A 25713-nucleotide genomic window follows, 5' to 3' on the forward strand; every position below is an offset into this window, starting at 1 on the left:
GCTAAGCTTGAGGTCGAATGGGTCGGCAAGACGGTCGCGTTATCCGTTAAGGGTACCGAGGAACGTCCGGGCTCCAGAGAGCAGGATGGTGGGTAACACCCACCCGGGGCAACCCGCGAGAACAGTGCAACAGAAAGCAGACCGCCACGGGCTTTGGCCTGGGGTAAGGGTGAAACGGTGGTGTAAGAGACCACCAGCGGCCGGGGTGACTCGGTCGGCTAGGTAAACCTCGTCCGGAGCAAGATCAGACAGAAGACGCTAAGGCTGCTCGCCGAGTCTTCGGGTAGATCGCTAGAGGTGTGCGGCAACGTACATCGTAGATAGATGACCGTCCAGCATGAGATTTCGATTTCGTGTGAACAGAACCCGGCGTACTAGCCGGCCCATTCCTCAGTCTTAGGCTTCGCTCCACGAGCGGCGCTCGGCTCACACTGGTGTTCCTAGAGCAGCAGCTCTAGACGACTCCCGACGTGCCCAACAGGGTACCGATGAGGAACGTTGTGGCGAGCGCGAGCGCTCCGCCGATCACAATTCGTAGCGTTGGTCGTACCCAACTGTTGCCGCCGACACGGGCCGACAGCGCTCCGGTGATCACCAAGGCGGTCAACACGGCGATGAAGGTCGCGAGCACGCGGACGGGTTCAGGCGCGAGCAAGATGGCGGCGAGGGGCAACACTCCACCGATCGTGAACGCTAGGGCGGATGCGCCCGCCGCTTCCCACGGGCTCACGACGGCGTGCTCGGTTATGCCGAGTTCTGCTTCAAGGTGGGCTGCGAGAACGTCGTGTTCTGTGAGTTCCTCGGCTACACGTTGGGCTGTTTCCGCACTGATTCCTTTGGCTTCGTAAATAGCCGCAAGCTCGGCGAGTTCCTCTTCTGGCATCTCGGCGAGTTCGCGACGCTCTTTCTCAATGAGCGCCCGCTGGCTATCACTCTGGCTGCTCACAGAGACGTATTCGCCCAGCGCCATCGAGATGGCACCGCCGACGAGTCCGGCGACTCCGGCGGTGATCAGGGGAGCGATAGCGGATGTTGCTCCCGCTACACCGACGACGATGGCGGCAACCGAGACGATGCCGTCATTCGCGCCAAGAACCCCGGCACGGAGCCAGTTCAGACGTCCGGCGATATCACCGGAGTGCGGTTCATTCGTATGGAAGCTCATTGCTGTTCCTTCACCGCGAGTGCTGCAGCGCCGAGGATGCCAGCGTTGTTGCGTAGTTTGGCTGGCACGATAGGGGTCTTTAGCTTGAGCAGCGGCAAAAACTTCTCGTAGCTCTTTGAAACACCGCCACCGACCAGAAAGAGGTCGGGCGAGAAGAGCAGTTCAAGGTGCGTGTAATAGCGCTGGAGACGCTTTGCCCAGGCTTTCCAGCTGAGGCGCTGCCGTTCCTTTGCCGAGAAAGAGGCACCCTTTTCCGCATCCCGCCGCCCGATAGTGAGATGACCAAGCTCAGAGTTCGGCACGAGGGTTCCGTTGTAAATGAGCGCGCTGCCTATGCCCGTGCCTAGCGTGGTCAGCAGAATCAGACCGGGAACGCCTTTCGCGGCGCCGTAGCGTACTTCAGCTACGCCAGCGGCATCCGCATCATTGACGAAATGGATGTCGCGGCCGAGAGCCTTCTCGAAGAGAGCCTCAGCCTCCAGGCCGATCCATTCTTTGGAGATGTTCGCGGCGGACATTGTCTTACCGTTACGAACGATTGCCGGAAAACATACGCCTACTGGCATGGATTCCGGAATCCCGCCGAGCTTCTCGATGAGTTCGATGACGACCTTCACGATTGCGTCAGGCTTGCCCGATTTGGGCGTCGCGATCTTCATGCGTTCGCTCACCAGCTTGCCGGTGTCCGTGTCGACGATGGCGCCCTTAATGCCAGTGCCACCGATGTCGATTCCTAGAGCCTGAGTCATGCTGTCCTCTTTCTCGTGGTTAGGGAGCGTCAGGGTATTACGGGAGGGTCAAAATTTCGGTGCCACGTTCGGTGACAACCATGGTGTGTTCAAACTGAGCGGTCAGGCTCTTGTCGCGGGTGGTGACGGTCCAGTCGTCAGCCCACAAATCCCAATCGTGGGAGCCGAGCGTGAGCATGGGTTCGATCGTGAAGACCATGCCTACCTCGATAACATCGTCGAACTGTGGCGCAGAGTCGTAGTGGGGGATGATCAGACCGGTGTGGAAGGCACGGCCAACGCCGTGCCCGGTGAAGTCGCGAACCACGCCATACCCAAACCGCTTCGCATAGGACTCAATGGCTCGCCCGATAACGTTGACTTGGCGGCCGGGGGCAACGGCCTTGATTCCCCGGTTGAGGGCTTCCTGGGTGCGCTCAACCAGATTGTGAGCCTCTTCCGACACGTTGCCGACAAGGAAAGTCTTGTTGAGGTCGCCGTGCATACCGTCTTTGTAGGCGGTGATATCAATGTTGATGATGTCGCCGTCGTGGAGCACAGTGTCATCAGGAATGCCGTGGCAAATTACTTCGTTGATGCTCGTGCAACACGACTTGGGGAAGCCCCGGTAGCCGAGGGTCGAGGGGTATGCGCCGCGGGAAACCATGTACTCGTGAGCGATCTGATCCAGTTGCGCGGTGGTGACGCCCGGTGCGATCGCCGCACCAACCGCTTCGACGGCGCCAGCCGCAATCTTTCCTGCCGCGCGGATGCGGTCGACTTCTTCGGCGGTGTAGACATCCGAACCAGTGAAGGTGCGCGGCGCCTTCTTGCCCACGTATTCGGGGCGGGTTATAGCCGAGGGAACGGCAAGTTGAGGTGGGATTACTCCCGGAACGAGGTGACCAGAGTTATTCCGAGGCATTTCAGCAGTCTAACGGCGTAGCCTTGCTCACGACGAAGGGACGAACCGCATGGAGCAATGGTGGTACAACCACAAGACCGGCGAAGTCGAAGAAGGACCGCAGTCGCTAGCCGTAGATCGTGATGGCCCATTCGATACTCGGGCTCAAGCAGAACACGCCCCGCAAATTATCGCGGAGCGCGCACGCAAGTGGGCAAGCGAAGATTCTGAAGACTAAAGGCTCGGAGTATTCCGGGACCGTTCCCGGCCGAGGGGACTCCTAGTAGGAGTGCTCCTCTGTCGGGTATGTACCCGCAGCGACATCGGCGCGGTACTCGTCAACAGCGCCCGCGAGCGTTGCACGCAAATCGGCGTACTGCTTAACGAACTTCGGGATGCGTCCTTTGGTAAGGCCCGCCCAGTCAGTCCAGACCAGAAGCTGCCCATCAACGTGTGGGCCTGCGCCAACGCCGATCGTCGGAATCGACAGTGCTTCAGTGATCTTGGCGGCGGCATCCGCTGGCACCATCTCGAGCACGACAGCAAAGGCGCCGGCCTCTTGAACGGCGAGAGCGTCGGCGAGCAGTTGCTCAAACCCTTCTCCGCGACCTTGAATGACGTGGCCACCGAGGCCGTGCTCGCTCTGGGGAGTGAACCCGATGTGAGCCATCAAGGGGATACCGGCGTCCACGATGCGTCGGATCTGTTCGGCACTGCGCACACCGCCTTCAAGTTTCACGGCGTGTGCCCCCGTTTCCTTCATGAAGCGGAACGCGGTGTGTAGGGCCTCCTCGGAGCCTGTTTCGTAGGATCCGAAGGGCATATCAGCCACAACAAAGGCTCGCGTGACAGCGCCGGCAACGGCGCGCGTCAGGGGGATCAGGTCATCGATGCTCACGGGCAGGGTGGTGTCGTAGCCATAGACATTGTTGCCAGCGGAATCGCCAACCAGTAGGAAGTCGATACCTGACTCGTCGAAGATTCCCGCAGTCAGCTGGTCATAACTGGTGAGTCCAACAATCTTGATTCCGTTCTCTTTCGCCGTCTGAAAATGGCGAGTGCGAACTCGTTTGAGCTTGGCTTGGGCTTCAGCAGCGGCAGAGTCAGTCATGTCCGCCAGTCTAATGACACCGACGCAGGGTTCAATTGGGCTACTGCGGCGGCGAGTGCGCTGCAGAGACCCTAAGGAACAAGTACCCTTAGAGCGGCAGAATCGATGTCGCACTCTCGCGGCAAAGCACGGATCGAGGAACACTAATGTCAATGGACAAGCAGCGCGATTTCGTTCTTCGCACAATTGAAGAACGTGGCATCAAATTTGTTCGACTCTGGTTCACGGATGTTGTAGGAACGCTCAAGAGCGTTGCCGTTGCTCCCGCGGAGATCGAAGGTGCATTCGCTGAGGGCCTCGGCTTCGACGGTTCCGCCATTGAGGGATTCACTCGTGCGTACGAGGCAGACATGCTCGCGCACCCAGATCCCACCACTTTTCAGATTCTGCCGTGGCGTGGAGAGATCGATCCCACTGCCCGCATGTTCTGCGACATCACTACGCCCGACGGCCAGCCCGCAGCATCCGACCCTCGCAATGTGCTCAAGCGCACCCTCGAGAAGGCGGCCGAGCGCGGCTTCACGTTCTACACTCACCCTGAGATCGAGTTCTACCTTCTCAAGTCGAGCAAGCTCAAGAATGGCAGCCCGCAGCCAGTTGATTCCGCTGGCTTCTTTGACAACGTTCCTGGCGGCACGGCGCACGACTTCCGTCGCCGTTCGGTGCGGATGCTCGAAGACCTCGGTATCTCGGTGGAGTTCAGCCACCACGAGTCTGGCCCTGGCCAGAACGAGATTGACCTTCGCTACGCCGACGCCCTCACCACGGCAGACAACATCATGACGTTCCGCACCGTGATCAAAGAGGTCGCCATCGAGCAGGGTGTTTACGCGACATTCATGCCGAAGCCGATGTCTGGCCAGCCCGGTTCGGGAATGCACACCCATATGTCGCTTTTCGAAGGCGACCAGAATGCGTTTTACGATGCGAGCGGTCACTACCAGCTGTCTAAGGTCGGCCGCCAGTTCATGGCTGGCGTTCTCAAGCATGCCCCCGAGATCACGGCGGTGACGAACCAGTTCGTGAACTCCTACAAGCGCCTCTGGGGCGGCGACGAAGCGCCCAGTTTCGTTACCTGGGGCCACAACAACCGCTCGGCACTCGTGCGCGTTCCGTTGTACAAGCCGGGCAAGGGGCAGAGCGCACGTATCGAATATCGTGCTCTCGACTCGGCGGCGAACCCCTACTTGGCATACTCTCTGTTGCTCGCTGCGGGGCTCAAGGGCATCGAGGAAGGCTATGAGCTCCCGCTCGAAGCCGAAGATGCTGTGGGTGACCTCTCGGAGCACGAACGCCGTGCGCTTGGCTACGAGCAGCTTCCGTCGAACCTCAACCACGCGCTGAGCATCATGGAAAACTCCGAGCTTGTTGCGGAGACGCTCGGCGAGCAGGTATTCAACTTCGTGCTGCTGAACAAGCGTCGCGAGTGGAAGGCCTACCGCGCACAGGTCACCCCTTACGAACTGGAGAGCAGCCTAGAGATCCTCTAGACCCTCCGTCACCATGTCGACGTCGCCATACACTCTCACCGAACTCGCCAAACTGGGCTTCTTGGAACTCAGCGAGGCCCGAGAGCGTCTTCTCGCGCTCGACCGCACCGAAGTGCCTGCAGCGCTGTTTTCGCGCGCCGCGGACCCCGATCAAGCCCTCTGGTTTGTCGTGGAGCTCTCTGAGGGGTCCCCGCAGCAGCTCAACCCGGTGTTGGCTAATGACGAGGCGGCCGTGCGACTGGTGCGGGTGCTTGGCGCGTCTTCAGGGCTTGGCGACTTCTTCGTACGGCATCCGCAAGAACTCGACGCGATGTGTTCACCCATTGCGCAGCCCTACTCGCCCGAAGAATACGTTGAGCTCCTCACCGAAGTCACCAACGGTCTCGAGGGCGAAGACGCCTGGGTTGCTTTGCGGGTGCGCTACCGCCGAGAGCTCGCGAAACTGACTGCGTGGGATCTTGCGCAAGAAGATCCGCTTGCAGCCGTCGACCGAGTGGCGATGGCGTTGGCTGATTTGGCGGGTGCCGCACTTGAAGCATCACTCTCCGTCGCTCGCCGCTCGGTGAATTATCCGGCAGCCGATATCGCCGCAACCCGAATTGCCATCATCGGTATGGGCAAGGCCGGCGCGCGTGAACTGAATTATGTGTCGGATGTTGACGTCATCTTCGTCACGGAACCTGATGGCATAAGTGCCGACCGTGCCGTGACGATCGCTACGCCTCTGGCGGTGCAAACCATCCGCGGCATCCAGGACCTCACGGTTGAACCAGCGCTGTGGGAAGTTGACACCAACCTTCGCCCCGAAGGTAAAGACGGTGCTCTTGTGCGCACGCTTGAGTCACATCTGGCGTATTACGACCGTTGGGCAGAGAGCTGGGAGTTTCAAGCTCTCCTGAAGGCGCGACCGCTTGCGGGAGACCGTGAACTGGGTGGCCGCTACATTGAGGGCGTTGCCCCGCTGGTCTGGTCGAGCGCGTCCCGCGAAAACTTCGTGGCATCGGTGCAGAGGATGCGCGAGCGCGTCACCGAAAACATTCCGCCGCAGGAACGAGATGTGCAACTCAAGCTTGGCCCTGGTGGGCTTCGCGATATTGAATTCACTGTGCAATTGCTGCAACTTGTTCATGGGCAAAGCGACGAAGGCGTGCGTCAAACCTCGAGTCTCCGCGCTCTCATCGCGCTTGCTGAGCACGGCTACATCGGCCGTACCGAAGCCGGCGAGTTCGCGCGCGATTATCGTTTTCTCCGGCTGCTGGAGCACCGCATCCAATTGTCCCGACTGCGCCGCACTCACCTCATGCCGCGCGATCCAGATGAACTTCGGGTACTTGCGCGTGCGACCGGTATCGCCACGAGTGCGAAAGACCTCACCGAACAGTGGCAGCGCACCAAGATCGCGGTCCGCAGACTGCATGAGCGCCTCTTCTACCGACCCTTGCTTTCGGCTGTGGCCGCACTGCCCGAGGAAGGGCTCGCACTCTCTAGCGAGCAAGCAGTCGCTCGACTGGCCGCCATTGGCTTCCTCGACCCCAAGGGGGCGTTAGCGCACATTGCGGCGCTCACCGGGGGAGTCTCGCGCCGGGCCACCATCCAGAAAGCTCTGCTTCCCGTGATGCTGCAGTGGTTCTCCGATGGCGCGGATCCTGACTATGGGCTTCTCGCGTTCCGCCGGCTCAGCGAAGCTCTCGGTGAGGCGTACTGGTTCTTGCGGATGCTTCGTGATTCGTCCGGGGCCGCAGAGCGACTGACTCATGTGCTCTCGGCATCCAAATATGTGGGCGGGCTTTTCGAGCGGATTCCTGAAGCCGCTGCGTGGCTGGAACACGACAAAGAGCTCAAGCCGCGTTCTCTTGCGGTGTTGCAAGACGAAGCCCGGGCCATTGTGGCGAGGCATAAAGGGCACGAGGATGCCGCGGCCAAGGCGTTGCGCACGGCCCGTCGCCGTGAGATCTTACGTTTGGCTATCGGCTCAATCGTGGGGATGACCACGATTCAAGAGCTGGGGCGCGGACTCAGCGATGTCACAACGATGATGCTCGAAGGAGCGTTGGCAATTCTCCGTCCAGAACCTGACGGAATCGAGTTCGGGATTATTGCCATGGGCCGTTACGGGGGAGCCGAAGCAGGTTTCGGTTCCGATACCGATGTCATGTACGTCTACCGAGCGACGGACGGTACTAACGAAGAAGCTGCCAAACGAGCCGACAAGCTCGCCAAGGGACTCACTCGCATCACTGAGGACGTAAAGCTTCCGCTCGACCTCGATCTCGACCTCCGCCCCGAGGGTAAGAATGGCGCCATCGTGCGATCCCTCGATTCGTATGCCGCGTACTACGCCCGCTGGTCGCTCACGTGGGAAGCCCAAGCGCTCTTGCGTGCCCGTGGCGTTGCCGGCGACGCGGCATTGCTCACCGATTTCGAAGCACTCGCCAACCGCGTGCGCTACCCCTCCGTGATTTCGCCGCAGGACGTGCGTGAGGTCAAAAGGATTAAGGCGCGCGTGGAGTCTGAGCGTCTTCCTCAGGCCGCCGATCCGTCCCGCCACCTCAAACTTGGCCGGGGTTCGCTCAGCGACGTCGAATGGTTCGTGCAGCTCTTGCAACTCCAGCACGGTGCCAGAGTCGAGGGACTGCGCACGACCTCGACTCTCGATGCTTTGGATGCCGCTGTCGCTGAGAAGCTCGTGACCGCCTCTGACGCGGCTCGCCTCCGTGAAGCGTGGGTTCTCGCTTCCCGCGCACGGTCGGCAATCACGCTGTGGACCTCGAAGACCTCGGATGTCTTACCCACAGATCGACTTCAACTTGAAGGCGTCGCCCGCATGCTCGAATATCCACCGGGCTCAGCGAGCAAGCTCGAAGAGGACTATTTGCGTGCCACACGGCGTGCTCGACGCGTCTTCGAACGCCGCTTTTACGGCGTCGCTAATGTGCCGCGGTCGTAACGCCTGAGGCATATTCGCGCTGTTCCTGCCAGAGGCACAGGCTGCCCTGAAACCACTGCGAATGTTACGGGCGTGTTAAACCTGTAACCACTTGTGGTGCCACTGAGCGTCCCCCGGTGGTCGAAAAAGCGTGTACCCCATTGTGGGGCAGCGGGTGCATGCATCGTCGGGAACCGTCACCCCGAGCGCTAGAGGCAGACTACCCATTCTACCCTCGTCGGTGCCGCCAGACTGCCTATAAAAGCGATTCTGACGTGCATTTTTCCGAATCCAGACGAACTCAGCGTTGGCGCTGTTCGCACCGTGATCCGAGCAGCTCGCTGCCGCGTGGTGGGGTACAAAATTCGGCGCAAAATGCGACAGCCTTAGTGCCGACACGCTCGTCGAACTCCTGACCCAAGTGAGACCACCTCGCGCCGCAATGCGGCGAATTGCACGTATTGCGGTGGGCAAATCCATCGGGCAATAATCAAGCAACTCACCGCTGAGAAGCATCCTCAGCGTGGCGGATGATCACCTTTCCAATCACAATGTCGGGGGCATCCGTGTTCATATTTATTCTGCAACTTCGCCACATGATCGAGGGTCACCCCGAGATCTACATGTTCGCAATCTACTCGTCGCTCATCTGGGCGCTGTGGTTGCTCAAAGTCGTGTTGTCGTCGCGCTACCGTCCGTATACGGGCACGTTCACCGGAACGACGAGCGTAGTGGTGCCCGTGCTCGACGAGCCTGAGGATCTCTTTCGGGATGTACTCGCTCGGATGGTCGAACAGCAACCGTCGGAGATAATCGTCGTCATCAACGGTGCGCCGAACCCCACGCTGGAACGCATCAGTGAAGAGTTTGCTCCGTTGGTGCGCTGGGTGCACACGCCGATTCCCGGTAAGCGCAATGCGGTAATGATCGGTACAGAGCTGTCGACGGGCGACATCACCGTTCTCGTCGATTCCGACACCGTGTGGACCGAAAACACTCTTTCGGAGCTGGTGCGGCCCTTCGCTGATGCGAAGGTCGGTGGCGTCACGACACGACAGCGCATTCTGGAACCAGAGCGAAGCTGGATCACTCGTTGGGCTGACTGGCTGGAGAACTCGCGCGCTCTCTACTCGATGCCCGCTCAAAGCGTGCTCGGACAGGTCGGCTGCTTGCCGGGGCGCACCATTGCCTTCCGTCGCTCGATCATGACGCGGGTAATGGATCGCTTCATGAACGAACGTTTCATGGGGGTGTTTCTTGAAGTCAGCGACGATCGCACTCTCACCAACCTCGCTCTTCAAGAAGGTCACCGCACGGTGTACCAGCACACCTCACTCGTCTACACGGATGCGCCGCTCGAGGTCAAGAAGCTCTACAAGCAACAACTGCGCTGGGCTCGTGGCAGCCAGTACAACACGCTTCGCATGCTGCCGTGGATGCTGGGGCACGCTCCCGTGCTCGCCGTCTTCTTTCTGATGGACATCATCCTTCCGTTCCTTTTGGCCGGAGTTATCGCCGGTTGGATCTATCGAGCCATTAGCGGTCAGGGGTACAACTTCTACGAAGGATTCCTCTCGGAATATGGCGTTCAAAGCGGAGTGCTTCTCGTGCTGGCGCTCATGGTGGTGTCTTCGGTGTTGAGTATGGCAATCCGTCAGATCCGGCATCTCTCCGAAAAGCCGATGGACTTCTTCCGGTTACCGGCCTTCATCATCGTGTCGACGGCTTTCCTGATGCCTATCCGACTCATCGGCTTCTTCAGAATGGGCCATGCCAGCGGCTGGGGCACCCGGGCTGGTGCCTATGCGGGAGGCAGTTCCAACGATCTCATCGTCGGACAGCTCGACCAAGACAGCGCGACGATCGCTGACCTGGACTTCGAACCAAGCACACCTACGGGAGCTGTTGCCGTGCTGGAAGCACCTCCGAGGCGGTCAACGCGAGCAGCTACAGCTCCGACGCCGCAGCGACGTCGGCTCAACCCCAAGGCCGCCTGGCCTTACGTGATCGGTTTTTCAATTTTTGCAGTAGAGGCGGTTTCCATTGTTTTCTTCTCGTAGTTCCCATGTTCGAAACGGTGCAGCAGCATGGTGGGCGGTCAGCAACAGTCGAACCCGCTGGACGGGCGTCGGCAGTGCCGTGCTCGTGCTCACGCTCGGCGCTACAAGCGCATTTGTCTGGATTTCGCCCAGCAGCACGGTGAACCAAACGCTCACCACCGCGGCTAAGACAGTTCTCGAAGCCGATAGCTTGGCCGAGGAGCGTGCTGAGTGGGAGGCAGAAAAAGAGAATCTGCTCTCGGAGATAGACGAGCTTGAGTCGTCGATTGATGTCGCCAAAGACAATCTCAAAGAAACGAACGCGCAATCAGCAGCGATTCAACAAGAACTGTGGTCTGTCGAAGGCACTTTGAAGGCTCTCCAGGCCAGCCGCGCTGAAAGCTCGACTGTTGCTGCTCCCTCTCCTGCGAGTAAACCGAACACCTCGTCCGGCCCCACGGTAATCACCGCTCCGTCGAAGGCAGAAATTGTCAATCCCGCCTCGACGTATTTCGGTCTTTATACCGAGCAGGCACCGTTTAACTGGGCAACCTATGACTCGACCGCGACCAAGTTGGGCAGCAACCCGAACGTGGTCGGCTACTTCGGCGGCTGGGATGAGGACTTCCGAGCAAATGCGGTTACGCGTTCGTGGGAGAAGGAGATACTTCCGATTCTTACTTGGGAGTCACGACCAATCGGTTCTGGCAACGATCAGGTAGAAGAGCCCGACTACACGTTGCCGGCTATCATCGGCGATCCTGAGACGAACACCCCGGGAACCTTCGACGACTACTTGCATCAGTACGCGAAGGACATCGTGGCGACTGGCCTACCTCTTGGCATCCGACTGGACCACGAGATGAACGGTGTCTGGTACCCATGGTCCGAGACAGACGGGCAAGGTAATTCGATTAACGAGAACCGCGTTGGTGACTTCGTCACGATGTGGCAGCGCGTTCACGACATCTTCGCCGAGGAGGGCGCCAACGATCTCGTGATCTGGATCTGGGCACCCAACATCATCAACAACCTTCCTGCGACCCATCAATCGTCGGACTTCCTCGACGGACTGTACCCGGGCGACGATTACGTGGACTGGGTGGGACTGTCGGGCTACCTTCGCCCCGCGTACAAGCCGGAGAACGATTTCACCTTCAGCTACACGTTTGACGCAAGTTTGGACGAGTTGCGCCGGATCACCAACAAGCCAATCTTCCTGACGGAAATTGGAGCATCCGAGACGGGGGGCCACAAAGCCGACTGGGTAACCAGTCTCTTCGAATCGCTGGCGAAGCCAGAGAACGACGACATCATCGGGATCTCGTGGTTCAACCTAGCGGTGACCACCTATGTCGAGGGTGAGCGCTCGACCAATGACTGGCGCATCGACTCTCGCGCAGATTCTTTAGCCGCCTTCATCGAGGGCTTGGCACGACCTGACAGCGATTTCACCCTCACCGCACGCTGAACCGATGAATAAGGAGCACAACATGAACAGCACAGCACCTTCAGCCCAGAACACCATCGGTCAGTATGGAGACGCAGAACGTCCCCGACTGAGCGTCGTCGGCACCGGATACCTTGGTGCAACTCACGCCGCAGCTATGGCAGAAATGGGGTTCGATGTTATCGGCGTCGACACCGATCCGGCCAAAGTGAAACAGCTCAGCGAAGGAAAGGTTCCCTTTTTCGAACCAGGACTCCCGGAGCTCATCCGTACCCACGTTGCGAGCGGGCGATTACGGTTCACCACCGACCTTGCTGAAGCGACCGCGAATTCCGACATCCACTTCATCTGTGTCGGTACTCCCCAGCAGCGGGGGAGTAACGCCGCAAACCTCGATTACGTGGAGGAAGCTACGCGACAGGTCGCGCGCTATCTGACCCATGACGGCCTGATCGTCGGCAAGTCGACAGTGCCGGTAGGCACCGGAGCTCGCTTGCGATCCATCATCGCCGATTCTGCCCCGGCAGAGGTAAACGTGGAGTTGGTGTGGAACCCCGAGTTCCTGCGAGAGGGCAAAGCAGTCGAAGATACGCTGCGCCCCGATCGAATTGTTCTTGGCGGAGTATCACCGCGTTCTGAAACAGCGATGCGTGCGGTCTACGCCATTCCCATCGAGACGGGAACCCCGGTGATCGTGTGCGATCTGCCGACCGCGGAGCTTGTCAAAGTGAGCGCGAATGCCTTCTTAGCGACAAAGATCTCCTTCATCAACGCGATCGCCGAAGTGTGTGACGCCTCGGGCGCTGATGTAGCAGTCCTGGCTGACGCACTCGGTCACGACGTGCGCATTGGGCGGCAGTTCCTCAACGCAGGGCTGGGGTTCGGGGGCGGATGCCTTCCCAAGGACATCCGGGCGCTCATCCACCGTTCGAGTGAGCTCGGTGCTACCAAAGCTGCGGCATTGCTGCAGCAGGTCGATGAGATCAACATGTCCCAACGCTTGCAAGTCATCGGTCTGGCGATCGATGCCTGTGGTGGTTCGGTTCTCAACCGCAGAATCGGCATCCTTGGTGCGGCCTTCAAGCCGTTGACTGATGATGTGCGGGATTCTCCAGCGCTTAACGTTGCGGCCGCGCTGCATCTCAGGGGAGCTCAGGTCGTCGTCTACGACCCCGAAGCATCCGCAACGGCTCAGCGGATGTTCCCCACGCTCACCTATGTCGACTCGGTCGACGAGGCTGCCGCAGGATCGGACGCCCTCTTGGTCTTGACGGAGTGGGATGAGTTCAAGGCCAGCGACCCTGTGGCGCTAGGGCAAATCGTCAGCCGCCGCGTCATGATCGATGCCCGTAATTGCCTCAATGCAGCAACGTGGCGTGCTGCTGGTTGGGCGTTCAGCGGGCTAGGGGCGTCGTCGTCGAGTGCTCCTGTAATCGATGGCACTGGGCTGGACTTGACTCGTCGCACGCCCCAGCTCGTGAGTGCCTACTGACTCGGCTGGCACAAATAATAAGGGCCACATCCAGAAGGATGCGGCCCTTATTGCGTGCTGTGTTAGCGCTTAGACTCCGAAGTACAGTTCGTACTCGTACGGGTGCGGGCGCTGTGCGAACGGAAGCAGTTCGTTCGTACGCTTGTAGTCGATCCAAGTCTCGATGAGGTCCTTGGTGAAGACGTTGCCTTCCATGAGGAACTCGTGGTCAGCTTCGAGAGCAACGAGTGCGTCCTCGAGCGAGGCGGGAACCTGAGGAATCAGGCGTGCTTCCTCGGGAGGCAACTCGTACAGGTCCTTGTCAACGGGCTCGTGGGGCTCAGTCTTGTTCTTGATGCCGTCGAGGCCAGCCATGAGCTGAGCAGCAAACGCGAGGTAAGGGTTACCCGATGCGTCTGGTGCGCGGAACTCGATGCGCTTTGCCTTGGGGTTCGTTCCGGTGATCGGGATACGGATGGAAGCCGAACGGTTTCCAGCCGAATACACGAGGTTCACGGGAGCTTCGAATCCGGGGATCAGACGACGGTACGAGTTGACCGTCGGGTTGGTGAATGCGAGCACAGCAGGTGCGTGCTTGAGCAGTCCACCGATGTACCAGCGAGCAGTGTCGCTGAGTCCGCCGTAGCCCTTTTCGTCGTAGAACAACGGGGTTCCGTCGTTCCACAGCGACTGGTGCGTGTGCATTCCCGAACCGTTGTCACCGAAGAGCGGCTTCGGCATGAACGTTGCCGTCTTGCCCCACTCGTTGGCGGTGTTCTTGACGATGTACTTGAACTTGAGGATGTCATCGCCGGCGTGAACGAGAGTGTCGAACTTGTAGTTGATCTCGCCCTGGCCTGCGGTGCCGACCTCGTGGTGGCTGCGCTCAACGTCGAGTCCAACATCGATGAGCTTCATGACGATGTCGTCACGGATGTCAGCGTGCTGGTCAACGGGGGAGACGGGGAAGTAGCCGCCCTTGAAGGGCGTCTTGTTGGCGAGGTTTCCGCCGGCTTCCGTGCGTCCGCTGTTCCAAGCACCTTCGCTGGAGTCAACTTCGTAGAAGCTCTTGTTGGCCGAGACTTCGTAGCGAACGTCGTCGAAAATATAGAACTCTGCTTCGGAGGCGAAGAACGCGGTGTCGGCGATGCCGGTCGACGTGAGGTACTTTTCGGCCTTCTTGGCAACCTGGCGCGGGTCGCGAGCGTAGATCTCGCCGTTGCGAGGGTTGTAGATGTCGAAGATGATAACGAGCGTGCGCTCGACGCGGAAGGGATCGACGTAGGCGGTGCTGACGTCGGGAATCAACTGGAGGTCGGACTCGTGGATCGACTGGAAACCGCGGATCGATGAACCATCGAAGAGCTGGCCTACGGCGAAGAAGTCTTCGTCAACTGAGGCGGCGGGGATGTTGAAGTGCTGCTGGATACCGGGAAGATCGGTAAACCGGATGTCGACGAACTTCACGTCTGTGTCCTTGATAAAATCAAGAACCTCAGACGAATTGGAAAACTTCGGATGAGACATTGAGTGGAACTCCAAGGGGTTCATTTGATGATCGGCTGTCGTTACAACCATCTCTTAGGGTACAGAAGATGGATTTCGCAATCATCTCCGAATTGTTTCCGGCATGTTACGGAGCCACGATTCGTTAGGCTGAACCAGTGAATCAGCAACAATCAGCTCCCGACGAATGGCCAGGCAAGCGCATTGGACTCCCAGCGGAAGGCCCGCGTTCGATCGGTCGACTGGGACGCAGGCTTGTTGCCCTTGCTATCGACTGGGGTTTCGCAGTCCTCGTATCGATCGCGTTCTTCGACTACGACGCATTCGCCACTCTTGGCGTATTTGTTGCAGCTCAGATTGTTGTGCTGATCACCACAAACGGCAGCTTCGGACATCTGATCACGGGGATGCGCGTCGTTCCCCTTGCTGGGGGCTACCTCGGCATCTGGCGGCCCATCGTGCGCACTCTGTTGATGGCACTCGTCATTCCCGCCGTCATTTGGGATGCCGACCAACGAGGAATGCACGACCGCATTGCGGGAACACTGCTCGTTCGACGCTAATCCGCGGGTGTAACGCAACAGAGTCGACGAGCCAAGTGGCTCGTCGACTTTGAAGGTCCAACGATTGTTGCGGATGCCTAAGCGCGCTGTGAGCGCTGTGCGCGCGCTTTCATCGGGTCGACGCCCTTGGGAATCGGGAGACCGTTCTTGTCGAGCGACGTCAGCCGGTTGGAGATTGCGAGGATCTCGGGCTTACGAAGAACGTTCTTCAGGCGGCCAAGCGTCGGCGCGAGTTTGTGCAACGCGACGGAGTCGGCGTCGGGGCCGACATAAATGAAGTGCACGGGAACGTTGGGCAGGAAGCGATTCATCTTGCGGCGCTCATCTTCCAACATCTTTTGTGTGCGGCTGCGCGGGCCCTCACCGATGAGTGCGATGCCGCCCTTGCCGATTGCGCGGTAGACCGCATCTTGCGTCTTAGGGCTAATCGCGACAGGCATTTCGCTCGCGGTCCATCCGCGACGGAGCGAACTCTTGAGCACGGCGCCGACGGCACCAGGCTGACCGGCGATCTGCGAGTAGGCAGCGCGTTCAGCGCGACGTCCCAAAACGATGAGGAACGCGAGAAGGCCAGCCATCACACCGGCGACGATGTAGAGGACAAAGCCGAAAACGTTGTCTCCGGATAGCACGAAAGCGAGGACGAGCCCGATCACGATGGGCAGCAGGAATGCTAGGAGGAAGAACCAGATTGCGAGGTTGTCGTAGCGCCTCGTCATTTGGAAAACCTGGTACATCTGCTTGATGCGACCGGGTTCTTTTTGAGCCTTCGGAGTCTTTTCGCTGCGTGCCATGCATCTAGGATACGGCCTCTTGCGCTTCTGTGGATTCGCAGTTTTTCGGCTAGGCGCTCGGCAGCATGTCTTGCGCGGTCTCCAGCGTCTTGTCCTAAGCGAATTTTTGCTGTTGCGCTTCTCCACAACTGGTCGCAGCGTGAGCGGAACTTTGTGCGTGCGACGAAGGATAGAGCTGTGAATGACGACTCAATAGCTGGCTACCTCAGCATTCGGACGCTCGCCGAATCTTTCTCCTCGCGACTTGTTCTCGCCCGCGCCCACAGCGATGGGGAGCGAGATGAATCGTCGAGCGTGTACGCGATCAAGCGTTTCTCACCTGACGCCCTCGCCCTCAGGACGCTTACTGAGATCGAGTGCTTGGCATTAGCCCAGGGCGATCACACCGTCCCTGTGGAAGATGTCGGGGCAGCCCCGGATGGTGTGCCCGCACTCATTACACAGTGGCAGACTGCGAGCACGTTAAGGCGAGTCATGCGTGAACGACAAACGCTGCGTCCGGGGGAAGCGATCACGATCCTTGCGCCGTTGGCTACGGCCTTGAACCGAGTGCACCACGCTGGGGTCACGCTCGGCAACGTGACGATGGATGCTGTGCACTTCGATAGCGCCGGTGCGCCGTTCTTTGCCGACTTCAGCTCCGCGCGGTTGCACGGGAGCGTTCCGACGCCAGCCGAGCTGTGCGACTCCGCGTGGTTCCACCAAGATCGCCAGGCATATGCCGTCGTGGCGAGTGGTGTTCTTGCTGCCGTCTCGCTCGAACATAACGTTCGCACACCCATGGCGGAGCTTCTGTCCTGGCTTTCCAGCGACACTCATTTCCGCACCAGCGACTGGCAGCGCGAATGTGAACGTCGCCTGTTCGCCTTGGGCGCCCCAGAACCGGTGCGTTTGGGTGTCATTGAGGCAACGGAAGCACTCAACCCTGCGCAGCTCACACGAAGCAGTGGAGCGCTTGCGGATGCTGCTCTCCTTCAGCCCCGAACCGAACTCGATTCAGTGCTGGCTCTTCCTCCGTGGCTTCAGGGCCGGCTGGCAGAACTTATGGCTGAAATCAAACACCGCGCAGCAAACGGCATCGTGGGGCTTCGCGACTGGTGTCGCCCGATCCGAAAGCGCACGTGGGCGTTGGCCTCAGCTGGCGCACTGTGCGTGGTGCTGGCAGTCGTGGTTGCATCTCTGGAGAACACGGAAACATCGACTGCCGTTGCGTCTACAGGCGGGGAATCTTCGGCGGTGGCGCCCGGGGACGAAAGCGAGCCAAGGGGGGCAGCGCCTGACGCCGTGCGATCGCCAGAAACGGACCCGCAAGCTGCTCACCCGGAAGCCACACAGGACACCCTCCTAGCAGACCCAGCCCAGGCTCTTGAATTGTTGTTGACCACCCGTAACTTGTGCTTGCGGGATCTGTCTATTGAGTGCCTTGCCGCGGTTGCTCGTGCCGATTCTCCGGCCTTCGCCGCAGATTCTGCTCTGATTACGAACGTGCTGAACGGTGCGGAACTCTCCCCGGAGATGCTCATAACTGCGGAGGATGCCGTTGAGATTCAACGGTTGGGCGATAGCGTGCTCTTCGAATTTTCTGCTGCAGACGAAAGCAAACCGGCCTCGCTTCTTCTAGTGAAGGGCGAGGCCGGTTGGCGAATCAGAAGCTATACGCTTCCGGAGTGAATTGCGTGTGCTTAGATTCCGAGCTTGTCAGCGAAGTCTCCGCCTTCGAGGCGGTTCTTCACATCAACGAGGAAGCCAGCAGCGTCCGCGCCGTCGACGATGCGGTGATCGTAGCTGAGCGCAAGGTAGACCATCGAACGGATGCCGATGGAATCACCGTTGGCGTCGCTGATCACCACAGGCTTTTTGGTGACGATTCCGGTTCCGAGAATTGCCGATTGGGGCAAGAACACGATTGGAGTGTCGAAGAGAGCGCCACGTGAACCAGTGTTGGTCAGCGTGAACGTTCCGCCCGAGAGCTCATCAGGAGTCAACTTGTTGTCGCGGGTGCGCTGCGCGAGATCTGCGATCTCGCCAGCAAGTCCTGCAATGTCAAGTGACGCAGCGTCGCGGATAACGGGCGTGAGCAATCCACGCTCGGTGTCCACGGCGATGCTTATGTTCTCCTGAGCGGGGTAAACGATGGCGTTGTCTTCGATCGTTGCATTGACGATCGGGTGAACGGTCAGCGCTTCCGCGGCAGCGAGAGCAAAGAACGGCAGGAACGACAGCTTCGTGCCGGTCTTAGCCAGGAACTCGTCCTTTACAGCGTTGCGGTAGTTTGCAACGGCAGTGACGTCAACTTCAACGACGGATGTCAGTTGAGCAGACGACTGCATCGAGAGCACGGCACGCTCGGCAATAACCTTGCGCAGTCGCGACATCGGAACAGTGGTTCCGCGCAGAGGCGACACTTCGCGAGCTGCAGGCGCGGGAGCGGATGCTTCCGGTGCAACCTCAGTCGCAGCTTCGCTAGCGGCAAGAACGTCCTGCTTGCGGATGCGTCCGCCTACACCGGTGCCGGTGAGAGTGCTGACGTCAACGCCGCGCTCGTTCGCAAGTTTGCGTACGAGAGGGGTGAGGTAACCGGCTTGCGAGTCATCGCTGTCGGTCGCAGTAGGTGCTTCTTCTGCAACAGGTGCTTCAACTGCGGCCTGAGCAACGGGCTCAGCTTCAGCGACAGGAGCAGCCTCAGTGGCGGGCGCGGCTTCAGCGGCAGGCGCGGCTTCAACTGCAGGAGCAGCTTCAGCAACAGGTGTTTCAGTCGGCGCAGCCGGAGTTTCAGCGGCCTGAGCTGCGGGCTCGGCAGCGGGCGCTTCGGTCGCAGTAGGTGCTTCGGCTGCAGCAGCTGCAGGCGCCGCGGCAGCGGGTGCTGCGGCAACAGGTGCTGCTTCAGTCGCAGGGGCTTCAGCAGCAGGAGCGGCAGGCGCTTCCTCAGGAGTTTCTGCTGCAGCGGGAGCCGCTTCAGCAGGCGCTTCCTCAGCGGCGGGAGCAGCATCTGCGCCACCCGATCCGTCGCCGATTTTTACCAGCGCGGTGCCAACTTCAACTGTTTCGTCTTCGGCAACCAAGATCTCTTCGATGACACCGGCGACGGGAGAAGGAATCTCCGTGTCGACCTTGTCCGTGGAGACCTCGAGCAGGGGCTCGTCAACCTCTACACGCTCGCCGACTTGCTTCAGCCAGCGGGTCACCGTGCCCTCGGTGACACTCTCGCCGAGTGCCGGAAGGTTAACGGATTCGCTCATCAGTACTGCTCCTTTGTGATGCTTGTCATCAATAGCTTAGTTCCGTGGTTAGGCGGAGCCTAGACCGCGTGCAGCGGCTTGCCGGCCAAAGCGAGGAATGCCTCGCCGAGAGCCTCGTTTTGGGTGGGGTGTGCGTGAAGCAACGGGGTGATGTCTTCGGGGTGTGCTTCCCAGTTGACGATCAGTTGTGCTTCACCGATCAGTTCGCCAACGCGAGCTCCGATCATGTGAACTCCGATGACTGGACCGTCGACTACGCGAACAACCTTGATGGAACCAGCAGTGCCGATGATGGCGCTCTTGCCGTTTCCGCTGAGGTTGTAGTCGTAGGCCTTGACGTTGTCAGCACCGTGGGCTTCGATCGCCTTAGCTTCGCTGAGGCCGATGGACGCTACCTCGGGGTCGCTGTAGGTGACCTTCGGAATGTGGAGGTCATCGATCACGATGGGCTTCAGGCCAGCGATTTCTTCGACAACGAAGATTCCCTGCTGGAATCCACGGTGAGCGAGCTGGAGGCCGGGAACGATGTCTCCGACGGCGTAGACGCCAGGAACGTTGGTGGCGAGGCGCTCGTTCGTGAGAACGAAGCCGCGGTCCATCTCAACGCCGACTTCTTCGAAGCCGAGTCCAGCGGTCGACGGGCCACGGCCGACTGCAACGAGCAGAAGCTCCGCTTCGACTGTCTCGCCGTTTTCCAAAGTAACGACGACGCCGTCGTCGTTCTGCTCGACGCTCTTGAAGCGAACGCCGGTGTGGAAGTTGATGCCACGACGGCGGAATGCTCGTTCGAACTGCTTGCTGACCGACTCGTCTTCCATGGGAACGAGGTGGGGGAGACCTTCAATAATGGTGACGTCGGCTCCCCAGCTCTTCCAGACGCTCGAGAATTCGACGCCGATGACGCCGCCACCGAGCACGGCGACCTTCTTCGGAACGAAGTCGAGTTCGAGTGCCTGCTCGGAGGTGATGACGCGGCCACCGATTTCGAGTCCCGGAAGCGAGCGAGAGTAGGAGCCAGTCGCCAAAATGACGTTCTTGCCTACTACGGTGTCTTCGCCGACCTGAACGGTGTTGGGCGCGACGAGCTTGCCTTCGCCCTCGATGACGGTGATACCGCGCATCTTGATGAGGCCCTGCAGCCCCTTGTATTTGCTCGCGACGATGTCTTGGCGGTATTTGGTTACCGCAGAGATGTCAATGCCGTCGAGCGTGGCGGTAACGCCATATTTCGCTGCTTCGCGCGTCACGTCAGCGACTTCTGCGGAGTGCAAGAGTGCCTTGGTCGGGATGCAGCCCACGTGCAGGCAAGTGCCACCGAGCTTGTTCTTTTCGATCAAGCCAACGGTCATCCCTAGTTCGGCGGCGCGCAACGCAGCTGCGTAACCACCGCTTCCTCCACCAAGAACGACAAGGTCAAAATTGTGCTCAGCCAATACAGCAGCTCCTCTGTAAGGAAATTATTCGTCGGCACGCACGATGTGTAGTCAGTGCGACCGGATGGTGCGGAAAGATCCCGCGTTTAAAAAACCTTACTACGGACGAGAAAATTCCTCGGCCAGTTCAATGAGTGTTCGAACACCGATTCCGGTTGCACCCTTGCCGACGTAACCCCAGCCTCCGCCGCGGTTGTCTGATGGGCCCGCAATATCAATATGGGCCCAGGGGATGGTTTCGGTGCTGTTGGGGCGTTTGCCGACGAAGTCCTTGAGGAACGCGGCGGCGATAAGCATGCCTCCAGCGGTGTTTCCCGGCTTGATATTGGCGATGTCGGCAATATCGGAGGCGAGCAGCGGGCGGAGCTCAGGACTGATGGGCATCGCCCAGAAAGGCTCGCCAACACGGTCGGCGACTGCAACCACTTGATTGACGAGTTCCTTATCGCCCATAGTGCCGGCGTAGCGGTTGCCGAGGGCAACAACGGCGGCACCGGTCAGTGTCGCGATGTCTACGATGGCGTCGGGGTTTTCTTCGCTGGCGGCGACCAAACCGTCCGCCATGACGAGTCGTCCCTCAGCATCCGTATTCAGTACCTCAACTGTCTTGCCGCCGCGGATCGTCAATACGTCATTCGGGCGAATTGCGCTGCCAGAAGGCATGTTCTCGGCGAGGCAGAGCCACGCGGTCAATCGCACGCTTGTGCCGAGCTTGGCACATGCCTCGACAACCGCCATCACGGTGGCTGCTCCGCTCATGTCGAACTTCATGCCGATCATGCCGAGTCCCGGCTTGAGGGAGAGCCCGCCCGAATCGAAAGTGATTCCCTTGCCGACGAGCGCCAAGTGCTTCGCGGCGTTAGAAGGGGTGTAACTGATCTTGACGAGGCGCGGACCGCGAGTGGAGCCTTGGCCGACACCGAGGATGCCGCCGAAGCCGCCCTCTTCGAGTTCCTTTTCCGCGTAAACCTCGACCTCAACGTTGTCGAGCGATGCGAGCTCGGTCGCGCGGTCGGCGAAGGTAGCGGGATAGAGCTCTTTCGGTGCCTCATTAACCATGTCACGCGTCACGTGGGTGGCGTAGGCGATCACGTTTGCTCGCTCGATCAGCGCCGCATCGTCGATTGGGCTAACTATGGTGATATCGCTTGCGAGTTTTTTGCTGGCGTCGGGAGCAGTAGAGCGGTAGGCGTCGTACGAGTAGGCGCCAATAGCTGCGCCTTCGAGAACCGCGAGCGTTTCGTCGCTCGACTCGGCTCCGAGGGAAAGAGTGATGTGCGGCGCACCGCGCAGTTGGCGAGCGGCAGAACCGGCGGCATAGCGCAACGATTCGGCCGTCGGGATAGCGTCCCCGAGGCCGATGAAGGCGACTGCGGGAGCAGCGATTCCGATCGCAGGAATGCGGTGAAGTTCGTCAGCCGCTCCAGTCGCGCCAATGAGACTCAGTGCTTGCTCGAAGGTTGCAAGTTGCGACGACGTGTCCACGAGCTTCGGCCCGGTGTCGGTTTTCACCACCCCGATAACGAGAACATCGGATTCAACTTCGGAGGCGGGCGCGGTGGACAAGTGCAACGTAGCAACGGTCATGTCCTCATGATAACCAGCATCCGCCTTCATGTTCGCTAGGAGCTTGACGCTGTGGAGCCGAAACAGGGGGATGCCTCCGCGGCCGCGATTAGAGTGGAGTCATGCGAGATCCAGCCGGCCTATATGACATCGCCACCGATGTTGCTGGGGTACCGCGCGGTCTCCCTCTTGTAGCGGGACTCACGGGCTTTGCGGATGCCGGTGGTGCCGTCAGTCAAGTAAGCCAATATCTCCTCGACACCCTTGAGCGCACCGTTGTTGCGTCCTTCGACAATGACGCTCTCTTGGATTACCGAGCACGTCGTCCCATGATCTATTTCGATCAGGACCATTTGAGCGACTACCGTCCAGCCAAGCTTGAACTCTATTTGGCCAAGGATGAGTTGGGGCAACCCTTCTTGCTTCTCACCGGTTACGAACCTGACTTCCAGTGGGAGCGCTTCTCGGCAGCAGTGTTGAGACTCATTTCGAAGCTTGAGGTCAAGTCGACGACGTGGCTCAGTTCCATCCCGATGCCGGTGCCGCACACTCGCAGCATCGGAGTGACCGTGAGCGGCAATCGATCGGAACTTATCGACTCGCTCTCCGTCTGGAAGCCACACACCCAAGTGCCTGCCAACGCAATGCACGTGATCGAGTACCGCTTGCAGGAGCTCGAGCATCCTGTTGCTGGTTTCGTCCTCCTGATTCCGCATTACCTAGCTGATACTGAATGGCCCACTGCTGCTGTCACGGCACTCGAGAGTGTGAGCGCTGCAACCGGGCTTATTTTCCCCACCGACCGTCTTCGCGAAGAAGGTCGGGAATTCGTCGCGAAGATTGATGGTCAAGTTGACAGCAATCAAGAGCTCGCTCGCCTCGTAGGAACGTTGGAAGAGCGGCACGACAACTACATGGAAGAAAACCCCATGCGGTCGCCGTTGACCGATGAAGCCGGCGAATTGCCCTCGGCAGACGAAATTGCCGCGGAGTTGCAGAAGTTCCTCGCTATCAAGCGAGCTGGAGATGCCGACGGCACCTCTGAACTTCCTTTGTAATAGTCGCGGTTCTGCAACAACAGTGCGTCTCAGTGCGATCCTCACGCCCAGTGCTGTGGTCGTTCGCCCTCATGGTGCGAAGCAGGAGAAAAGCGTGGCATAATAGGAGTAAGACCCGGTCTTGTTTCTAGATCTGTTTCGCCATGCGGTGAGATGGGCCAGAGACTTGACATGGGTCTTAGTACTGCCCGAAAACCTCAGAAAGGTGTTCAGATGGCGACCCGAACGAAGGCTGCAGAGTCCACACCCGCAGCAAAGAAGGCTCCTGCTAAAGCAGCAGCAAAGGCTGGCACGCGCAGTAAAGCTGCCGCTGCAGTCGAAGAAATAGCGACTGACGCCGAAGGCGCCGAGAGCACTCCAGCCAAGGCAACGACCAGGAAGGCTGCGACGACGAAGTCGACTGCCGCTGCGTCAACTGCCAAGAAGCCGGCAGCAAAAAAGCCAGCGACTAGGACCAAGAAGGCCGCTGCAGCAGCAGCCGCCGAGATCGTTGAGGCAGACGGCGAAGAGTCAAAAGCCGAAGACGAGCAAGAAGAAAAGTCAACGAGCAAAGATGAAGCATTGCCCACGGGCGCGCTCGTGCTTTCGCTTGTTGATGATGAAGACGAAGTTCCTGTCTATTCAGCAGCCATCACCGGCGCTACAGCTGACCCGGTCAAGGACTACTTGAAGCAAATCGGTAAGGTCGCGCTGCTTAACGCTGCTCAAGAAGTTGAGCTTGCAATGCGTATTGAGGCTGGCCTGTTTGCTGAAGACAAGCTTTCCCAGATGGCCCCCGGCGAAGTGCGCTCGACGCTCGGTCGTGAACTTCAGTGGGTAGCAAAAGATGGTCAGCGCGCCAAGAGCCACTTGCTCGGCGCCAACCTCCGCCTTGTTGTATCGCTTGCGAAGCGCTACACCGGTCGCGGCATGCAATTCCTTGACCTCATTCAAGAGGGCAACCTGGGCCTGATCCGTGCAGTCGAGAAGTTCGACTACACCAAGGGCTTCAAGTTCTCTACCTACGCAACGTGGTGGATCCGTCAGGCCATCACCCGCGCAATGGCCGACCAAGCTCGCACGATTCGTATTCCTGTTCACATGGTTGAAGTCATCAACAAGCTCGCTCGTGTACAGCGCCAGATGCTTCAGGACCTCGGCCGTGAGCCCACACCTGAAGAGCTGTCCCGCGAACTCGACATGACGCCAGAAAAGGTTGTCGAGGTTCAGAAGTACGGTCGCGAACCTATTTCACTGCACACACCGCTTGGTGAAGACGGCGACAGCGAATTCGGTGATCTCATCGAAGACACCGAAGCAGTCGTACCAGCGGATGCTGTGGGCTTTACCATGCTGCAGAAGCAGCTTGAGAGCCTCCTCGATTCCCTTTCGGAGCGCGAAGCCGGAGTAATCCGCATGCGCTTCGGTCTCGGCGACGGAATGCCGAAAACTCTCGACCAGATCGGTGACACGTTCGGCGTAACTCGCGAGCGCATCCGTCAGATCGAGTCCAAGACGATGGCGAAATTGCGCCACCCGTCACGCTCGCAGTCACTACGCGACTACCTCGAATAGGCCAATAATGGGTGCTGAAGCGAACACGGGAAAGAGTCTCACCGTCGAGGTTGATGGAGCCGTCTATGAACGGCTTGCCATTAAGACTCGGTTGGTGGTTCGTGAAGACGACATCGTTCAGGTGGTGTCGGAGTACGCCGCGGATGTCGTGCAGGATGGCGATCTTCTCTTTGTGACCGAAAAGATTGTGGGAATCACTCAGGGGCGGGCATACCCGATCTCCGAGGTGGAGCCGCGCAAGCTTGCCACATTCCTCTCGAAGTACGTCACGAAGACGTCGCACGGCATCGGTTTAGGTATGCCCGAAACGATGGAAATGGCGTTGCGGGAGTGCGGTACGCCGCGGATACTGTTCGCTGCTGCTGTTGCAGCGGTGACGAAGCTTGTGGGGCGTCGTGGCGACTTCTATCGCATTGCCGGGCCCAAGGCTCGTGCAATCGATGGTCCGACGAAGAACACGATTCCGCCGTATAACTCGCACGTCGTGCTCGGCCCGGCCCGTCCAGACGGCGTCGCTCAGGATATTAAGACCGCACTTGGCCACGACATTGAGGTTCTCGTTGTCGACATCAATGACTTCGGCGGCAACATCCTGGGCTCGACGTCAAACAAGGCCACCAGTGAGCTCGCGCTGAAAGTATTGAAAGATAACCCACTGGGGCAAGACCACCAGAGCACCCCGCTCGGCGTCATCCGCCGAGCTTAGTTCCACGTCG

The 25713-nt window shown here is 59.4% G+C and carries 20 protein-coding genes and 1 other RNA gene; 12 read left to right on the plus strand and 9 right to left on the minus strand.

Annotated features, from left to right (window positions below; all coding sequences use genetic code 11):
- Nucleotides 1-18: 18 nt before the first annotated feature.
- Nucleotides 19-390, plus strand: an RNA gene (gene rnpB, locus I6E74_RS07750) — RNase P RNA component class A.
- A 64-nt stretch (nucleotides 391-454) separates the two neighbouring features.
- Here rnpB and I6E74_RS07755 read toward each other — a convergent pair.
- From I6E74_RS07755 to map, 3 genes are read right to left on the minus strand one after another with little or no spacing between them, the layout of a single operon-like run.
- Nucleotides 455-1165, minus strand: coding sequence for a VIT family protein (locus tag I6E74_RS07755; RefSeq protein WP_197124480.1), 711 nt, complete (start codon nucleotides 1163-1165; stop codon nucleotides 455-457).
- Entirely contained in the window at nucleotides 1162-1914 is a 753-nt protein-coding gene (gene ppgK, locus I6E74_RS07760) for a polyphosphate--glucose phosphotransferase (protein WP_197124481.1), read from the minus strand. The genes I6E74_RS07755 and ppgK overlap by 4 nt, the downstream gene beginning before the upstream one ends.
- 37 nt (nucleotides 1915-1951) lie before the next feature.
- Nucleotides 1952-2818 carry a type I methionyl aminopeptidase gene (gene map, locus I6E74_RS07765; RefSeq protein WP_197124483.1) on the minus strand — a complete coding sequence of 289 codons (867 nt, stop codon included), beginning with the start codon at nucleotides 2816-2818 and terminating at the stop codon, nucleotides 1952-1954.
- 49 nt (nucleotides 2819-2867) lie between these two features.
- Between map and I6E74_RS07770 the strand changes: the two genes are divergently transcribed.
- The gene (locus I6E74_RS07770) at nucleotides 2868-3035 is read left to right on the plus strand and encodes a methionine aminopeptidase (protein WP_197105765.1); all 168 of its coding nucleotides are present in this window, start codon (nucleotides 2868-2870) and stop codon (nucleotides 3033-3035) included.
- A 42-nt stretch (nucleotides 3036-3077) separates the two neighbouring features.
- On the opposite strand, the gene panB is transcribed toward I6E74_RS07770, so the two are convergent.
- A complete protein-coding gene (gene panB, locus I6E74_RS07775) occupies nucleotides 3078-3908 on the minus strand; it encodes a 3-methyl-2-oxobutanoate hydroxymethyltransferase (RefSeq protein ID WP_197109873.1) in 831 nt (276 codons plus the stop codon).
- A 152-nt stretch (nucleotides 3909-4060) separates the two neighbouring features.
- Here panB and I6E74_RS07780 point away from each other — a divergent pair, with 152 nt between their 5' ends.
- The 5 genes from I6E74_RS07780 (at nucleotide 4061) to I6E74_RS07800 (ending at nucleotide 13305) form a co-directional block, all read left to right on the plus strand.
- Entirely contained in the window at nucleotides 4061-5398 is a 1338-nt protein-coding gene (locus tag I6E74_RS07780; protein ID WP_197125243.1) for a glutamine synthetase family protein, read from the plus strand.
- A 13-nt stretch (nucleotides 5399-5411) separates the two neighbouring features.
- The gene (locus I6E74_RS07785; RefSeq protein ID WP_197124485.1) at nucleotides 5412-8345 is read left to right on the plus strand and encodes a bifunctional [glutamine synthetase] adenylyltransferase/[glutamine synthetase]-adenylyl-L-tyrosine phosphorylase; all 2934 of its coding nucleotides are present in this window, start codon (nucleotides 5412-5414) and stop codon (nucleotides 8343-8345) included.
- Between the two features lie 545 nt (nucleotides 8346-8890).
- Nucleotides 8891-10384: a glycosyltransferase family 2 protein gene (locus I6E74_RS07790; RefSeq protein WP_197125245.1), complete on the plus strand. Its 1494-nt coding sequence runs from the start codon at nucleotides 8891-8893 to the stop codon at nucleotides 10382-10384.
- Nucleotides 10368-11834 (plus strand): glycoside hydrolase family 26 protein, encoded by a 1467-nt coding sequence (locus I6E74_RS07795; protein ID WP_197124487.1) that lies wholly within the window; start codon nucleotides 10368-10370, stop codon nucleotides 11832-11834. Before I6E74_RS07790 ends, I6E74_RS07795 begins: the two co-directional genes overlap by 17 nt.
- Before the next feature lie 22 nt (nucleotides 11835-11856).
- A complete protein-coding gene (locus I6E74_RS07800; RefSeq protein WP_197124489.1) occupies nucleotides 11857-13305 on the plus strand; it encodes a UDP-glucose/GDP-mannose dehydrogenase family protein in 1449 nt (482 codons plus the stop codon).
- Nucleotides 13306-13374: 69 nt separating this feature from the next.
- Here I6E74_RS07800 and glnA read toward each other — a convergent pair whose 3' ends face one another.
- Nucleotides 13375-14811, minus strand: a complete 1437-nt coding sequence (gene glnA, locus I6E74_RS07805) for a type I glutamate--ammonia ligase (RefSeq protein ID WP_197124491.1) — start codon at nucleotides 14809-14811, stop codon at nucleotides 13375-13377.
- A 137-nt stretch (nucleotides 14812-14948) separates the two neighbouring features.
- Here glnA and I6E74_RS07810 point away from each other — a divergent pair, with 137 nt between their 5' ends.
- Nucleotides 14949-15353, plus strand: a complete 405-nt coding sequence (locus tag I6E74_RS07810; protein ID WP_197124493.1) for an RDD family protein — start codon at nucleotides 14949-14951, stop codon at nucleotides 15351-15353.
- 77 nt (nucleotides 15354-15430) lie between these two features.
- Here the strand turns inward: I6E74_RS07810 and I6E74_RS07815 are convergent, their stop codons facing one another.
- Nucleotides 15431-16147, minus strand: coding sequence for a DUF4191 domain-containing protein (locus I6E74_RS07815; protein WP_197124495.1), 717 nt, complete (start codon nucleotides 16145-16147; stop codon nucleotides 15431-15433).
- 177 nt (nucleotides 16148-16324) lie between these two features.
- On the opposite strand from I6E74_RS07815, the gene I6E74_RS07820 reads away from it, so the two are divergent.
- Complete coding sequence (locus I6E74_RS07820; RefSeq protein ID WP_197124497.1) at nucleotides 16325-17818, plus strand: hypothetical protein; 1494 nt, start codon at nucleotides 16325-16327, stop codon at nucleotides 17816-17818.
- A gap of 11 nt (nucleotides 17819-17829) precedes the next feature.
- Here the strand turns inward: I6E74_RS07820 and I6E74_RS07825 are convergent, their stop codons facing one another.
- From I6E74_RS07825 to I6E74_RS07835, 3 genes are all read right to left on the minus strand, one after another.
- The gene (locus I6E74_RS07825) at nucleotides 17830-19386 is read right to left on the minus strand and encodes a 2-oxo acid dehydrogenase subunit E2 (RefSeq protein ID WP_197124499.1); all 1557 of its coding nucleotides are present in this window, start codon (nucleotides 19384-19386) and stop codon (nucleotides 17830-17832) included.
- 59 nt (nucleotides 19387-19445) lie between these two features.
- Nucleotides 19446-20819 carry a dihydrolipoyl dehydrogenase gene (gene lpdA, locus I6E74_RS07830; RefSeq protein ID WP_197124501.1) on the minus strand — a complete coding sequence of 458 codons (1374 nt, stop codon included), beginning with the start codon at nucleotides 20817-20819 and terminating at the stop codon, nucleotides 19446-19448.
- Nucleotides 20820-20918: 99 nt separating this feature from the next.
- Nucleotides 20919-22406 carry a leucyl aminopeptidase gene (locus I6E74_RS07835; RefSeq protein WP_197124503.1) on the minus strand — a complete coding sequence of 496 codons (1488 nt, stop codon included), beginning with the start codon at nucleotides 22404-22406 and terminating at the stop codon, nucleotides 20919-20921.
- 101 nt (nucleotides 22407-22507) lie between these two features.
- On the opposite strand from I6E74_RS07835, the gene I6E74_RS07840 reads away from it, so the two are divergent.
- The 3 genes from I6E74_RS07840 to I6E74_RS07850 all read left to right on the plus strand — a co-directional run bounded on the left by I6E74_RS07840 (nucleotide 22508) and on the right by I6E74_RS07850 (nucleotide 25703).
- On the plus strand, nucleotides 22508-23443 hold the full coding sequence (locus I6E74_RS07840; RefSeq protein WP_197124505.1) for a proteasome assembly chaperone family protein: 936 nt from the start codon (nucleotides 22508-22510) through the stop codon (nucleotides 23441-23443).
- A gap of 213 nt (nucleotides 23444-23656) precedes the next feature.
- Nucleotides 23657-24997, plus strand: a complete 1341-nt coding sequence (locus I6E74_RS07845) for an RNA polymerase sigma factor (protein WP_197124508.1) — start codon at nucleotides 23657-23659, stop codon at nucleotides 24995-24997.
- A 7-nt stretch (nucleotides 24998-25004) separates the two neighbouring features.
- Nucleotides 25005-25703: a coenzyme F420-0:L-glutamate ligase gene (locus tag I6E74_RS07850; protein WP_197124510.1), complete on the plus strand. Its 699-nt coding sequence runs from the start codon at nucleotides 25005-25007 to the stop codon at nucleotides 25701-25703.
- Nucleotides 25704-25713: the final 10 nt, after the last annotated feature.

Source organism: Salinibacterium sp. SWN139 (assembly GCF_015864625.1).
Classification (GTDB): domain Bacteria; phylum Actinomycetota; class Actinomycetes; order Actinomycetales; family Microbacteriaceae; genus Rhodoglobus.

Bases quoted from the DNA above. Each gene is read 5' to 3' on its own strand.
- I6E74_RS07780 (WP_197125243.1), top strand. From the start codon at position 4,061: ATGGACAAGCAGCGCGATTTCGTTCTTCGCACAATTGAAGAACGTGGC.
- I6E74_RS07845 (WP_197124508.1), top strand. From the start codon at position 23,657: ATGGCGACCCGAACGAAGGCTGCAGAGTCCACACCCGCAGCAAAGAAG.
- I6E74_RS07840 (WP_197124505.1), top strand. From the start codon at position 22,508: ATGCGAGATCCAGCCGGCCTATATGACATCGCCACCGATGTTGCTGGG.
- glnA (WP_197124491.1), bottom strand. From the start codon at position 14,811: ATGTCTCATCCGAAGTTTTCCAATTCGTCTGAGGTTCTTGATTTTATC.
- I6E74_RS07850 (WP_197124510.1), top strand. From the start codon at position 25,005: ATGGGTGCTGAAGCGAACACGGGAAAGAGTCTCACCGTCGAGGTTGAT.
- I6E74_RS07835 (WP_197124503.1), bottom strand. From the start codon at position 22,406: ATGACCGTTGCTACGTTGCACTTGTCCACCGCGCCCGCCTCCGAAGTT.
- map (WP_197124483.1), bottom strand. From the start codon at position 2,818: ATGCCTCGGAATAACTCTGGTCACCTCGTTCCGGGAGTAATCCCACCT.
- ppgK (WP_197124481.1), bottom strand. From the start codon at position 1,914: ATGACTCAGGCTCTAGGAATCGACATCGGTGGCACTGGCATTAAGGGC.
- I6E74_RS07800 (WP_197124489.1), top strand. From the start codon at position 11,857: ATGAACAGCACAGCACCTTCAGCCCAGAACACCATCGGTCAGTATGGA.
- I6E74_RS07770 (WP_197105765.1), top strand. From the start codon at position 2,868: ATGGAGCAATGGTGGTACAACCACAAGACCGGCGAAGTCGAAGAAGGA.
- I6E74_RS07785 (WP_197124485.1), top strand. From the start codon at position 5,412: ATGTCGACGTCGCCATACACTCTCACCGAACTCGCCAAACTGGGCTTC.
- panB (WP_197109873.1), bottom strand. From the start codon at position 3,908: ATGACTGACTCTGCCGCTGCTGAAGCCCAAGCCAAGCTCAAACGAGTT.
- I6E74_RS07815 (WP_197124495.1), bottom strand. From the start codon at position 16,147: ATGGCACGCAGCGAAAAGACTCCGAAGGCTCAAAAAGAACCCGGTCGC.
- I6E74_RS07825 (WP_197124499.1), bottom strand. From the start codon at position 19,386: ATGAGCGAATCCGTTAACCTTCCGGCACTCGGCGAGAGTGTCACCGAG.
- I6E74_RS07755 (WP_197124480.1), bottom strand. From the start codon at position 1,165: ATGAGCTTCCATACGAATGAACCGCACTCCGGTGATATCGCCGGACGT.